This is a genomic window from Aurantimicrobium photophilum (assembly GCF_003194085.1).
GTDB lineage: Bacteria > Actinomycetota > Actinomycetes > Actinomycetales > Microbacteriaceae > Aurantimicrobium > Aurantimicrobium photophilum.
On record NZ_CP023994.1, the window covers coordinates 958,200 to 970,656 of the forward strand.

At 52.2% G+C, this 12,457-nt stretch carries 13 protein-coding genes and 1 tRNA gene; 1 reads left to right on the forward strand and 13 read right to left on the reverse strand.

The annotated features are described in order from the left end of the window. Positions 1-129: 129 nt before the first annotated feature. A complete protein-coding gene (locus tag AURMO_RS04740) occupies positions 130-885 on the forward strand; it encodes an SDR family NAD(P)-dependent oxidoreductase (protein ID WP_110233534.1) in 756 nt (251 codons plus the stop codon). Between the two features lie 6 nt (positions 886-891). On the opposite strand, the gene AURMO_RS04745 is transcribed toward AURMO_RS04740, so the two are convergent. The 13 genes from AURMO_RS04745 to der form a co-directional block, all read right to left on the reverse strand. Next, a complete protein-coding gene (locus AURMO_RS04745; RefSeq protein ID WP_204163589.1) occupies positions 892-1,803 on the reverse strand; it encodes a DMT family transporter in 912 nt (303 codons plus the stop codon). Between the two features lie 233 nt (positions 1,804-2,036). After that, positions 2,037-2,699 carry a LysE family translocator gene (locus AURMO_RS04750; RefSeq protein ID WP_110233539.1) on the reverse strand — a complete coding sequence of 221 codons (663 nt, stop codon included), beginning with the start codon at positions 2,697-2,699 and terminating at the stop codon, positions 2,037-2,039. 3 nt (positions 2,700-2,702) lie between these two features. Continuing rightward, positions 2,703-3,179 (reverse strand): heme-degrading domain-containing protein, encoded by a 477-nt coding sequence (locus tag AURMO_RS04755; protein WP_110233541.1) that lies wholly within the window; start codon positions 3,177-3,179, stop codon positions 2,703-2,705. Between the two features lie 22 nt (positions 3,180-3,201). Next, positions 3,202-3,603, reverse strand: coding sequence for a RidA family protein (locus tag AURMO_RS04760; RefSeq protein ID WP_110233543.1), 402 nt, complete (start codon positions 3,601-3,603; stop codon positions 3,202-3,204). A gap of 83 nt (positions 3,604-3,686) precedes the next feature. After that, the gene (locus AURMO_RS04765) at positions 3,687-4,265 is read right to left on the reverse strand and encodes a carbonic anhydrase (protein ID WP_110233545.1); all 579 of its coding nucleotides are present in this window, start codon (positions 4,263-4,265) and stop codon (positions 3,687-3,689) included. A 208-nt stretch (positions 4,266-4,473) separates the two neighbouring features. Further along, on the reverse strand, positions 4,474-5,991 hold the full coding sequence (locus AURMO_RS04770) for an MFS transporter (RefSeq protein ID WP_110233547.1): 1,518 nt from the start codon (positions 5,989-5,991) through the stop codon (positions 4,474-4,476). A gap of 20 nt (positions 5,992-6,011) precedes the next feature. Further along, positions 6,012-7,742 (reverse strand): amidohydrolase, encoded by a 1,731-nt coding sequence (locus AURMO_RS04775; RefSeq protein ID WP_110233550.1) that lies wholly within the window; start codon positions 7,740-7,742, stop codon positions 6,012-6,014. Positions 7,743-7,860: 118 nt separating this feature from the next. After that, positions 7,861-8,238 carry a DUF2200 domain-containing protein gene (locus AURMO_RS04780; RefSeq protein ID WP_239406791.1) on the reverse strand — a complete coding sequence of 126 codons (378 nt, stop codon included), beginning with the start codon at positions 8,236-8,238 and terminating at the stop codon, positions 7,861-7,863. Further along, positions 8,213-9,541 carry an MFS transporter gene (locus AURMO_RS04785; RefSeq protein WP_110233552.1) on the reverse strand — a complete coding sequence of 443 codons (1,329 nt, stop codon included), beginning with the start codon at positions 9,539-9,541 and terminating at the stop codon, positions 8,213-8,215. Before AURMO_RS04785 ends, AURMO_RS04780 begins: the two co-directional genes overlap by 26 nt. Positions 9,542-9,624: 83 nt before the next feature. Further along, a tRNA-Pro gene (locus AURMO_RS04790) sits at positions 9,625-9,701 on the reverse strand. A gap of 70 nt (positions 9,702-9,771) precedes the next feature. Then, positions 9,772-10,377, reverse strand: coding sequence for a TMEM175 family protein (locus tag AURMO_RS04795; RefSeq protein WP_110233554.1), 606 nt, complete (start codon positions 10,375-10,377; stop codon positions 9,772-9,774). A 27-nt stretch (positions 10,378-10,404) separates the two neighbouring features. Continuing rightward, entirely contained in the window at positions 10,405-10,902 is a 498-nt protein-coding gene (locus AURMO_RS04800; RefSeq protein ID WP_110233556.1) for an NUDIX domain-containing protein, read from the reverse strand. Positions 10,903-10,911: 9 nt separating this feature from the next. Next, positions 10,912-12,438: a ribosome biogenesis GTPase Der gene (der, locus tag AURMO_RS04805; RefSeq protein ID WP_110233558.1), complete on the reverse strand. Its 1,527-nt coding sequence runs from the start codon at positions 12,436-12,438 to the stop codon at positions 10,912-10,914. Positions 12,439-12,457: the final 19 nt, after the last annotated feature.

The window sequence follows — 12,457 nt, forward strand, 5'->3', positions numbered from 1 at the left end:
CCTCACGCGTATCTCGAGCATGCGACTGGGGTATTCAGTTTGTACCGGGGACATCAGCGTCTTCCGGGGAGGGAGTAATTCCAGCCTAATTCAGGTGCGGGGAAAACTGAGGGATATACATTTGTCACTATGGAAATGTTTCAGGCAGATGGTCGCACTGTTCTCGTCATTGGCGGCCTCGGCGGATTAGGCCGAGGCATCTGTTCTGCCTTCATCACTGCCGGCGCGAATGTCATTGCCCTCGATACGAACGCCGAAAAGGAAACAGCCTTTCGAGTGGAACTTGATGCCCTCGAGGCTCAACTCAGCGTTATTTGCGCGGATGCAACCACACCCGAGGCGTATGTAGCAGCACAGACAGATGCCTCTTCTCGCGGGCACTGGATCGACACCGTGGTGGTGTGTGCAACTCCCCCACAGTTCACCAAGGCCATAGAAGACTATGACTGGGACTACCACCAGCAGATGATTGATGTTTTTCTGAAAATTCCATACGTTGCAACAACTGCTCTATTGCCTGCAATGAAAGAACACTCTTTCGGTCGCATCATCAACATCACCTCAGAGGTATTTGAGAAGAGTGAGCCCTATTCCTCTGCCTATGTCGCCGGCAAGGGTGCCCAGATTGGGTGGACCAGATCAATGGCCACTGAGCTTGCCCCGTTCGGCATCACGGTTAACCATGTGGCTCCAGGATTCATCCCGGTTGAGCGCCACAAAGACCTCCCTCAAGAAGTCCTGGATGGATATCTCGCCACCGTTCCCACTGGACGCTTTGGAACGCCAGCAGATATCGGTGCGGCATGTGTTTACTTTGCCAGCACAGAAGCGGGTTTTGTCTCGGGACAGACACTACTCGTCAACGGTGCGCGCTCACCGCACTAAAACCGACTAAGCAGGACCGTTTGGTAGCAACGGGACTACCCGGTGCTTGAGTTCAATTCCTTGAGCCCGGTAGCTTCCACCAATAATCAAGACTGCACCGAGGACTCCGAGCCAGCCCAGCATCTCAGCACCCAGGAACACACCAATCACAACCGCCCAGATCGGTTCTGTTCCTAGGAGCAAACTCACGCGTGCTGCAGAGGTCTTGCGCACTGCCCATAGCTGAACCAGGAAGGCAAAAACGGTGCAGGCCGCGGCTAGGTAGAAAAGATCAAGCCAATCAAGTGCCGTGAAGGTGGAGTAACTAGCAATAACACCTGGCACATCGGCGGCAGTAAACACCACAGCACACACCACCGTTTGCACAAAGGTCACACTGACGGAGCTGTAACTAAAACCGGTAGTGAGTTGCCCTAACGCAGTGACGTGAATGCTGCGCACAATCGCAGCTCCCAGCATGAGTGCATCACCCCAGTTGGGAGTGTGGAACCCGTTGCCTGAGACAAGCAACAGCACACCCACCACAGCAACCGTGGCAGCGATGAAATAGCTTCTCGGCAACCACTTCTTAAGCCAAAGCGATTCCAGAATCGGGGTGAACACAATAGTCATGCTGATAATCAGGCCCGCATTGGTGGCGCTAGTGAGCTTCACACCCCACGTCTCGAGGCTCAGGATTCCTGCCTGGGTCAGCCCAAAGAAGACTCCAATGAGAAAGCCACGACGATCAAGTCTCTTGTTCGACGTAAACAACCACACGACGAGCATGATCACAGATGCAATCAAAAACCTGGCAGAGAGAATGGCAAAGACACTGCCGTGTTCAGTGAGAACCTTGGTGGCTAGATAACTACTTCCCCAGACCGCCGCAACGCCCAAGAGCAGAATGTCTGCCTTATTGCGGGAAAGAAAGTTCACGGAATTCAGCCTAGGTGTCTTGAGCGCGTTCGGCTTGCATCCAGACTTGAGGCGTAGGCTCAGCCCAAGAGCCATTTTGGCTCCCTACGAAGGGAAAGACCATGGCCGAGAAAAACATCAAGAAAAGCAGCGGCAAGACCGCTCCTGCCAAGTCGCTCAAAGAGAAGCGTGCCGACAAGAAAGATAAGGCAACTGCAAAAGCTAACTACAAAGAGGCCTAAACCTTTGTGTGCCTAGTGCACACTCAAGCCAGACACCAGCAAGGTGATGGCCAGCACTGCGAACACTCCAGCCACGACAAATTCCATGGCAATTGTGAAACCGGTGGTGGTCATCACCTTTCTCATTGCTGAGGCCGTGAACACGATGGTGATGAGCCACACTGCTGAAACAAGAACAAAGACAAGACAGAGGAATGTGAGCTGGAGTGCTGCACTTGGTGCCGTGCCTAGAAACTGTGGGAAGAACGCCAGGAAGAAGATTAACACTTTGGGATTGGTCACGTTTGTGAGATAACCCAAAACAAATGGCCCAGCCTTGCGCTTGGGTCCAGCAGCATTAATATCTACCTGATTAACATCTCCAGAACGGTTCAACGCAACGAGTTTGATGCCAGCGCGAAGGGATTGCACAGCTAAGTAGAGCAAATACAGTGCGCCCACAATTTTGAGCCAAAACAAAGCTCCAGGTGCCCGAGCAATCAACAAACCAACACCAGAGATCAACAGCGCTGACAAGGTTGTTATGCCGGCATAAATACCCAGCATGGTGAGAAAGCCGTCTCGCATGCCCCCGCGCAGAGTCGAACGCAACATGAGGAACGTGTCAGCACCGGGAGAGAGAATAATCACCAGTGCTGAAATAAGGAACGCAGGAAGAACGGAGTAATCCAGCATGGATTACTCTCCGTCGAGGGCTGCGCGAAGTGCCTCCACCACGATGGCGTGATCGTCTTGTTGTGGAACTCCACTCGCAATGACAGCACCCACGAACTCATCTCCCACGAAGAGCGGGAAACCGCCTCCATGTGCGGCAAAAGATTGATCGAGGCCTGTTTCAGTGTGAAAATGTTTCCCCTGCGAAATCAAACGCTGACCCACAAGAAACGAAGGCTCCTGGAACTTATAGACGGTTTTGCGCTTGCGTTCGATCCAGTCATCATTCTCTGAGCTAGTTCCTGGGCAGGCATAGCGAAAGACATGTTGGTCACCAAGAAATACCGAGACGGCCAATGGCCAGTTTCGCTCTTCTGCACGAGCAGCCAAATCCATCCCTAAAGCCAGAGCATCTTCGTGGCTTAACGATTCAAAGCGTAATTCTGCGAGTTGAGTTTCTAACTCGGCAACATCGGCAAGAAGTTCAGGTTGGTCAGCCATGTACTCAACCTAACCGATGTTGTTACTTTGAAGCAGAACCGATGATGGCGTCGACGTCAATTTCAACAAGCATGTCAGGTGCAGCGAGTGCTGAGACCTCAACTGCAGTTGCTGCCGGACGAATCTCGCCAAAAAATTCACCATGAACCTTGCCGACTGCATCGAAGTCAGCGATGTTGGTGAGGTAAATGCGTGTGCGAACAACGTCACCAAAGGTGGCGCCGGCTTGCTCGAGGGCTAAAGCGAGACGCTTGAAGATCTCACGAGTCTGCGCTGCGGGGTCAGAACCACCGATTGCACCTTCTGGAGCACCAGCAGTTGTGCCCGCAATGAAGACGAAGTCTCCTGCGCGTACTGCACGTGAGTAGCCAACAACAGGCTCATAGACAGATCCAGAAGAGATAAGAGTGCGCTCATAAGTCATGACTTAACGATATCCATCTCCACAACAAACAAAAGACCGCCCCTTACCGACAAGGGGCGGTCTTACTTGTGTAACGAAGAGAACTACGCTGCCTTACCTGCAGCAGTAGCGGTGGGAACCTCGATGAGGCGCCCGGTGACAACGTCATAGATGTAACCATAGACAGGAATGCCGGCGGGAACCAAGGGGTGTGCCTTGATGCGAGCAACATCCTCGGTCACGGACTGTGCCTGGTCAGAGATGGTCAACCAGTCAATGTACTTTGCCTCGGCAGAGCCTGGACCGGTTCCTACGTCGTAGAAACCTTCAACACCGAGAGCAGCAGTCTCGAGGCTGTTTGCCAGAAGACCACGAATGACCTCATCGGTGAAGAATTCCATGCCGCAGTTGGAGTGGTGAATGACAAACCATTCCTTGGTGCCGAGGAGCTTGTAGGAGATAACAAGTGAACGGATCGCGTCATCAGAAGCACGACCACCAGCATTACGAATAACGTGTGCGTCACCTTCGCTCAAACCTGCATACTTTGCAGGGTCAAGACGAGCATCCATGCAGGTAAGGATGGCAAAGCCACGTGCAGGAGGAAGAGCTAGCTCACCCTTCGCACCAAAATCTGCAGCATATGCTTCGTTGGCTGCAAGTACTTCGTTCAGAACAGACATGATTCTTTACCTCGAAAAGATCAGAAGAAATCCGGAAGTTTTCTTCCGGTGTCTGTAACGGTAATCACTTCTGAATTGTTACGTCGCTTTGTGAAGAAAAACGAACAAATAAGTCAGTATCAAAGCACTTTGTTACGCACACATCTCAGCAACAAGAAGGCCTCCGAGAATCCAGAGGCCTTGTTGATGAAACGAATCCACCCGATTGTTACGACGCGGCAGCGGCCTTCTGCTTGTCTGACTTGTTTCCCAAGAAGAGAACGACAAAACCGACCACAACCATGATGACAGCGTAAGCAATCATCAAAACGGCAAAACCTTGAGTGAATCCCTCAACTGCTGTGGGAAAAACCGAAGTATCGGTTGGCTTTGCACCTGATGCTGACCAGGCGTCCAACTGAGACTCAGCAGTAGATCCGAGCTTGTTGAGAACGTGAGCCTTTGCAATTGTGTCAATCACTACTGTCGAGGAAGCTAATCCTAAGGAGTACCAAAATTGACCAATTGTTGTTCGAGAAGATGAGACAACTCCATAATGTTTCTCGTCAGCTTCCTCAAGAATCATTCCGCCGTAAGCCACTGCGGGAACCGCAGCACCAATTCCCAAAACAATCAAAGCAGGAAGATAATCGCTCACCGATTTGGGGGAACTAAGTGCGGTAATCGCAAACAATATTCCACCAACTGATGCAATGAATGCGCCAATCAACGCAGACATTTGTCGAGTAAGAATCTTCTTGCTAATCAGAGCACCAATTGTGAGTGCAGTAGGAATCGCGAGGAGCAAATATGGAAGCTGCGAAAGTGACAGACTCAGACCTTTGAGGTCGAGCTGGTACTGGAACAGGTTGCTAAAAGAGATCAATCCCAACCCGGTTGAGAAGTTGTAGAGAAAACCCACACCTATTGCGGCAAGGAACAAGGGGTTTTTGAGAAGAGCAACTGGGAAGAATCGAAGCTCTGAACGTGAGCGCTCTCTGAGATAAAAAATGACGAACAAAACCACACCGGATACAAAAGGAACAATCGTCAGCGCAGTAAACAATCCGTTAGCCGCATGGGAGATGCCATAAAGGCTCAACACAACTGCTAAACCGAGGAGTACCTGGCCGAGAGCGTCCCAAGGTTGTTCAGTGTGAACAACAACGTCCTTGGGGAGGATAAAGAATCCCAGCAACAAAGAAAAAATGCTGAGAGCAGGGATGACGAGGAATGCCTCACGCCACCCAACTCCGACGAGAGTAGAGCCTGCAAAGGTTACTAGCAGCGTAAATAAGCCAATTGAGGCAGAGAACGTGCCAAGGGCTGCAGAGATGCCACCCTTTGCTTTTTCCCCAAAATATTTGACATAAGCAAATGCTGATCCGTACACAGCACCAAGTGCGACACCAGCAATCGCTCTACCCAAAATAAACATGATGGGGTCTTGAGAAATGGAGACAAGTCCATCACCAACAACCGCTAATAGCATGGCGAAAATAATGACTTTTTTACGTCCCAAGCGGTCTGCGAGCATACCCGTGGTAATCACCGAGGCGGCAAGAGTTAAGGTGCTCACTGACGCGGCAAGAGCTGTTAAGTTGCCAAATTGTAAATCCTTGCCGGCTGATAACAACGCAGTTGAAGCAATGTTTGGATCAGCTCCCTGAATTGAAGCGAGCAAACCCAGGTATATCAGAGGAAGAAGTACAGGTGGAGACTTTGCAGCGGTGTCAACAGTTCCCATGTGCGGATAGACCTAGGCTCTCAACAACACTTCTTCGAAGCATGTGCTTGAGCAGGGAGATCTTTGTGTTCCGAAGGATCCATTGCCTCTACTTGTGCAAGGAATGCATCAAGATCTATACGCTTTCCACTGAGCCAAGTGCCTTCAACCTTGACTAAATCAGTCAATTTGTGAGGATCAACAAGGAAAGGATCAGTCGACAGTTCGCAGAAATCAGCTAGCTTACCTGGAGTAATTGAACCGACTTCGTGGTCCCGCCCAAGCTGGAAAGCTGCGTTGACGGTGTGAGCTTTCATGGCGTCTTCCAAGCTGATTGCCTGGTTTTCACCATGTACTTTTCCTGAGGCAGTCTGGCGAGTGACCATTGCCTGCCAGTTCAGCAGAGGAATGGGTGGGCTCACTGAACCATCGTTGTGGAAGGTGACTGAAGCGCCTGACTTGAACGCATCTCCCACTGCCTGCCACTCTGAACCGATTGAACTTTCGAACATGGTGCCATCAAGAAGATCGCCCCAATAAATGAACTGGAATGGGCTCATCGATAAACACACACCGAGGCGTGCAGCACGTTCGAACTGATCTTTGCGGCACGCACCAAGGTGTTCAATTCGCCAACGGTGGTCAGTTCCCATCAAACCGTGCTTGCTCAGTGCATGTTCGTAGGCGTCTAGAACTATGTCCATACCCACATCACCATTGCAGTGGAATGCCATCTGGTAGCCAGTAGGTGTCAACTTGTCCAGAATTTCATCGAGCTGGGCACGGTTGTAGTTCATCATTCCTTCACCACCTGGGCCCAAAGGAATATTGGCGTTCTTAGTGGTGTCGTTATCGAGATAAGGGAAAGATGCCGCAATGGTTCCTACCCAAGGGGAGCCATCTGCCCACAACTTGATGCCCTGTTTCTTCAACTTTGTATCTGGAACGGGGATAGCAATGGGATCAGCGCAATCTGGCTCAATTGACATGTGATACAGCGATATACGCAATGGGCTGTCTGGTGCCATTGCCATTGCTACGTAAGCCTTGAATTGGTTGGAAGCATAGGTGTGCTCAGATGTTGAGGTAATTCCATTTGTCGCCATGAGTTTGTACCACTGAGCGATAGGAGCAAGTGGATGGGTAGCTAACGATGCCAGCACCTTCGATGCTGCAACGAGAAGAGCCGCAGATTCATAAGCACGTCCGTTGGAAGTACCGTCTTCGTTTCTTCCATAGCGGGCACCTACAGGATCCGCAGGAGGCTTTCCGTCTTCCCAACCAAGAAGTTTGATGTTTGCCGTGTTGAAGTAGACCTCGTGACCGGAGTTATCAATCACAATGACTGCACGGTCTGGGAAATACTGATCCAAGATCGTGTTGGTGAGTTCTGGCGCATTGTGGAGAATTCGATCTAGACCGTTAAACGCAACAGGGACACCTGCCGGGGTTTCTGCGTTCACCTTGGTGAAATAAGCGGTGACGTCATCAAAAGTTGGGAATCCAACGTATGGAGCAATCCAGTGAGCAGGAGATTGGGTGCTCAAACCGCTCAGCGCAGGGTGGCTGTGAGGATCAATAAGTCCAGGCGTCAGCACTGTCTTTCCTAAATCATGAACCTGCGCATCAGAATGTGCTTCTTGAAGTTCAGAATATGACCCAACCGCTGAAATCAAGCCTGTCGAAGAGTCAACAGCAACTGCCTCAACTCGGGGGTTGTCTGGGTCCATGGTAATAATGGAAGACGCCTTGATAATGAGATCAACAGCCATGAAATGCTCCTTGTTCAACGAGACAGATGAAGTTGGACTATCTGTCTAATGTTCACCATTCAGACTATGCCGAAATTGACAAAAACGACACAATCAAATGCACTAAGAGCTAAAAGTGTTATCTGAGAATGTTCTCTAAAGCCTTGCCCTGCGCCAATTCGTCAACAAGTTTGTCCATATAGCGAATGTTGCGCATGAGCGGGTCTTCCACGTCCTGCACTTTAACACCACAGACCATTCCTGTTATCAGGACAGAGTTGGGATGTACGTGTACACGTTCAAAGAATTCTTGAAGAGACTCCCCCGATGAAATCGCTAGATCGAGCTGTCTGCCATCAAGTCCGGTCAACCATGACAAGACTGTGCGAAGCTCAGACTCAGAGCGGTTTTTTCTCTGAACTTTGGTGACATACAGCGGATAGATATCCGCAAAAGGCGTTGCGAACAAGCGCTGCATGTTCGCCAGTTGCCTAGAGCTCAGGGGTCCGGTTGTCATAGTTTCTAAATCTCTTGTTGGTCCTGAGTAGAACAGTAATCATTACCATGATGCCCAGTCCACCGATGAGAGCTGGTGCCCACAAAGCAATAGATACAGCCATGAGCCCCGTAAAGAGATCGCCCAGACGTGGTCCGCCGGCAACGACCGAGTAGAACACACCTTGCAAACGTCCACGCATCTCATCAGGAGCTGCCGTCATCAAGATGGTGGAGCGGAAGATGGCAGAAACCTCGTCAGAAGCACCCATGCCCACGAAACAGAACGCAGCCAAGCTCAAACCAAGAACACTGACTTCAGACCAGGTGTTCCCCACCTTGCCAAAGGCGCCCAGCATTCCAGCGAGTACCACCACACCGAAAAGTGCAATGAAGGCACCATAGACAGTGATGGCGCGGCCAATAGCGAGACCGAAACGGTTGATCCGCGCCACGGGACCACTGAGCACACTGGTGGAGAAAGTTCCCACCGCAGCAGCTGCGGTCAAGATGCCCACTGTGGTGGGGCCGCCGCCGATGACGGTGGCCGCCACAGCAGGAAGCACGGCATAGGGACGACCTAAGCCCATGGCAATGATGTCAAAGAGGAAGCTGGTGCGAATGTTGGGAGCAGTGCGAAGGAACGCCAAGCCCTGCTTGATGCCATCCCAGCCTTTGGCAACGGCGTCGTGAAGAGGTGGGATCTTGGGCAGGGTAAAGACACCAAAGAAGCCGGCAAGCATGAGCACCATGTCCACAACAAATGTCACCGTGAAGCCGGAAGTTGCCACTAGGACTCCAGCCAGCGCGGGACCAACGGTGTATTGAATACCCATTGAAATTCCACTGAGCGCATTGGCTTTGGGGACATCTTCCAACTTGAGAATGCGCGGATAGACAGCCATGCGTGCAGCACCAGAGATGATGTAGGCCATGGCGCTAATCGTGGTGAAGACATAGAACGGCCACACGGCAACGCTGGAGCCATTAGCCTCAAGACCGGCGTCTGTTATTGAGAGAGCAACAAGACCCAAAGTTGAGATGAATGAGACGGTGATCGCACCAAGAATGACAGTTCGACGATCTTGACTGTCAGCAAGCATGCCACCCCATGGCCCGGCAAAGAGCATGGGAATAAGTGCAATTCCGCCAACTAGTCCCACCATGAAGGTGTTGTGAGTGATGTCGAAAATCTGAAGCCCCACAGCCATGATGGTCATTTGGGCACCAATGCCAGAAAGACCAGCACCAATCCAGAGCCTGGCGAAAGCGGGTGAAACCTTGAGCGGCGTCAGGTCGACGAAGCGGCGCTTGGTTTCAGTCACTGGTTGAGTCTAACGCTGAGCTTTCACTTGACTCAGACGCGTTAAGCAGTAAAGCGACGGCCATAAGACCGCCGCTTTCCAAATGGTCGGGCTGACAGGATTTGAACCTGCGACCCCTTGACCCCCAGTCAAGTGCGCTACCAAGCTGCGCCACAGCCCGTAATCTTTGTGATTTCTCACGAAGACAACTTACTAATCTTATCGGTTCTAAAGAGGTGCGTGTGCACGTCCTATGCAGAACGTTGGAACTTCTTTACCGGCTTCACAAACACAGGAGTCGTCCAGAGCAACATCAGTGCCCATAGACCGATATTTGGGAACACCGTGGCAATAACAATTGCGATCACCAACAGAACAACGATGATCTGAGAACCGATGTAGCCGCGAATATATGACGTGCCCGGGGTCAACAGATCTTTGTGCTTCTGAATGTAAACCTTCATTGCGAACTGAATAATGGCCAAAAACAACATGGTTCCCATATAGATGGTCGTTGCCCAGCCTGCTGGGCCATTCGAGTCCACGATCAATGCGGTGGGAAACGGAATGAAGACGATGCCAAATAACCACAGGGTATTCAGGAGCATGATGCGCCTGTCTACCTGCTGAAGCTGTTCAAAGAAGGTGTGGTGCAGGAACCAGTAGTAAGCAATGACCGCAAAGCTCAACACAAAAACGTAAACCTGTGCACCAATACCCGCTAGGAAGTGATTCACATCGCCGTGGCCAATACTGCTGGCTTCGTCAACAAGGGGCAGAACCAGAATGGTGATGGCAATTGCCACGACAGCGTCAGAGAAGTTGACGACTCGATCAAATCCGCGGGAAGTTGCCATGAGTCAACTCTAGATTGTGATGCTGATCTAGTTCGCTAAATCTTCAAGCTTGAGCTTGAGCGCTGGCCACGACTTACCAAAGCCGGGGTGGAGATCAAAGGATTCCACCAGATCAAGTGCAATCCACGCGAGAGCTTCGCTCTCGCTATCTCCCATGACGGGTTCAAACACATCAGAGGATTCAACCACGACGGTGGTGTAACTCCAGAAGTCGAGATCCAGAACTTCCGTGAAGAGAACTGTCACCGATTCTGCAGGAACACCTGCTTCTTCATTGGCTTCACGTAAGGCACCTGAAATGGCATCTTCACCCTGGCGGATGGCTCCGCCAGGTATCCCCCACGTTCCGCCGTGGTGTGACCACTCGGCACGGTGTTGCAGCAAGATACCTGCTTCTCTGTGCCAGACAAGAAGCCCAGCAGCACCAAAAGCACCCCAGAACTTCTGACCGTCCGGTCCCACCGCCCACGCGTCACCGGGGTCACGTAAGTGTGGCGGTGGCAGGTGTGGCGGGACGTTACCCATGAGTGAAGGTTATCGCTTACGCTTTTCGCGCACGCGCATGTTGACGTTGATGGGTGAACCTTCGAAGCCGTAGATCTCACGCAGACGACGCTGGATGTAACGGCGGTAGCCGGGATCCAGGAAGCCTGTGGTGAAGAGCACGAAAGTAGGTGGACGAGTCGAGGACTGCGTTCCGAAGAGAATACGAGGCTGCTTTCCACCACGAAGAGGGTGGGGATGTGCCGCGGTGAGCTCAGCCAAGAAGGCGTTGAACTTACCGGTAGGAATACGGGTATCCCATGACTCAAGCGCACGCTCGAGGGCTGGTACCAGCTTCTCCATGTGGCGACCGGTACGAGCAGAGATGTTCACACGAGGAGCCCAGGCAACATGTGCCAGGTCCTGTTCGATTTCACGCTCGAGGTAACGACGACGGTCATCGTCGAGCATGTCCCACTTATTGAAAGCAAGGACCAGTGCACGACCAGACTCGAGGACCAAGTCAATGATGCGCACGTCCTGCTCCGAGATGGGCTCGGTGACGTCAATCATGACGACTGCAACTTCTGCCTTTTCCAAAGCAGCGCTGGTGCGCAGGGTTGCATAGAAGTCAGCGCCCTGCTGAAGGTGAACGCGGCGACGAATACCGGCGGTGTCGACGAAGCGCCACACCTTGCCAGCAATCTCTACCTGCTCATCAACGGGGTCACGAGTGGTTCCAGCGAGGTCATTGACGACCACGCGCTCTTCACCAGCAGCCTTGTTGAGCAGCGAAGACTTACCTACGTTGGGGCGTCCGAGGATTGCAACGCGGCGAGGACCGCCAACTTCCTGCTTTGCTACGGCAGAAACTTCTGGAAGCTTCGGAATAACGAGGTCAAGAAGATCGGCAACACCTCGGCCGTGGAGTGCAGAGACGGGGTAGGGCTCACCCAGGCCCAGAGACCACAAGGTGGCGATGTTGGGCTCTTGGCGTGCGTCATCAACCTTATTTGCCAGCAGGTAGACAGGCTTCTTGGTCTTGCGCAGAAGTTTGACAACGTGCTCGTCTGTTGCGGTAGCACCGACGTTGCCGTCGACGACGAAAAGAACAGCATCAGCGAGGTCGATTGCGACCTCGGCCTGGGCGGCAACGGATGCGTTGATGCCCTTGGCATCTGGTTCCCAGCCACCGGTGTCGACGAGGGTGAACTGACGTTCCATCCACTCTGCCTTGTAGTTGACGCGGTCGCGGGTCACACCTGGGGTGTCTTCCACGACGGCTTCACGGCGACCGATAATACGGTTGACCAGTGCAGACTTACCCACGTTAGGGCGTCCCACCACGGCCAGCACGGGAAGTGCAGGCAGGTAGGTGATCTTGTCGGGGTCTTCGGTGACGGTGTCGAGGAGCTCGAAGTCTTCCTCGTCGAGGTCATAGTCGTCCAGGCCTGCGCGCAGCGAAGCAGCGCGGGCAATTGCTAGTTCTTCATCGAGGTCATCCAGACGCTCGGAAAGTCCATCTTGGTCTAATTCGTCGTCGAAGAATTCTTCGTCGGTGGGCTTGTTATCAGCCATTATTTTCTCCTTCGCACGG

Bases quoted from the DNA above. Each gene is read 5' to 3' on its own strand.
- AURMO_RS04740 (WP_110233534.1), top strand. From the start codon at position 130: ATGGAAATGTTTCAGGCAGATGGTCGCACTGTTCTCGTCATTGGCGGC.
- AURMO_RS04750 (WP_110233539.1), bottom strand. From the start codon at position 2,699: ATGCTGGATTACTCCGTTCTTCCTGCGTTCCTTATTTCAGCACTGGTG.
- AURMO_RS04755 (WP_110233541.1), bottom strand. From the start codon at position 3,179: ATGGCTGACCAACCTGAACTTCTTGCCGATGTTGCCGAGTTAGAAACT.
- AURMO_RS04760 (WP_110233543.1), bottom strand. From the start codon at position 3,603: ATGACTTATGAGCGCACTCTTATCTCTTCTGGATCTGTCTATGAGCCT.
- AURMO_RS04765 (WP_110233545.1), bottom strand. From the start codon at position 4,265: ATGTCTGTTCTGAACGAAGTACTTGCAGCCAACGAAGCATATGCTGCA.
- AURMO_RS04770 (WP_110233547.1), bottom strand. From the start codon at position 5,991: ATGGGAACTGTTGACACCGCTGCAAAGTCTCCACCTGTACTTCTTCCT.
- AURMO_RS04775 (WP_110233550.1), bottom strand. From the start codon at position 7,742: ATGGCTGTTGATCTCATTATCAAGGCGTCTTCCATTATTACCATGGAC.
- AURMO_RS04780 (WP_239406791.1), bottom strand. From the start codon at position 8,238: ATGACAACCGGACCCCTGAGCTCTAGGCAACTGGCGAACATGCAGCGC.
- AURMO_RS04795 (WP_110233554.1), bottom strand. From the start codon at position 10,377: ATGGCAACTTCCCGCGGATTTGATCGAGTCGTCAACTTCTCTGACGCT.
- AURMO_RS04800 (WP_110233556.1), bottom strand. From the start codon at position 10,902: ATGGGTAACGTCCCGCCACACCTGCCACCGCCACACTTACGTGACCCC.
- der (WP_110233558.1), bottom strand. From the start codon at position 12,438: ATGGCTGATAACAAGCCCACCGACGAAGAATTCTTCGACGACGAATTA.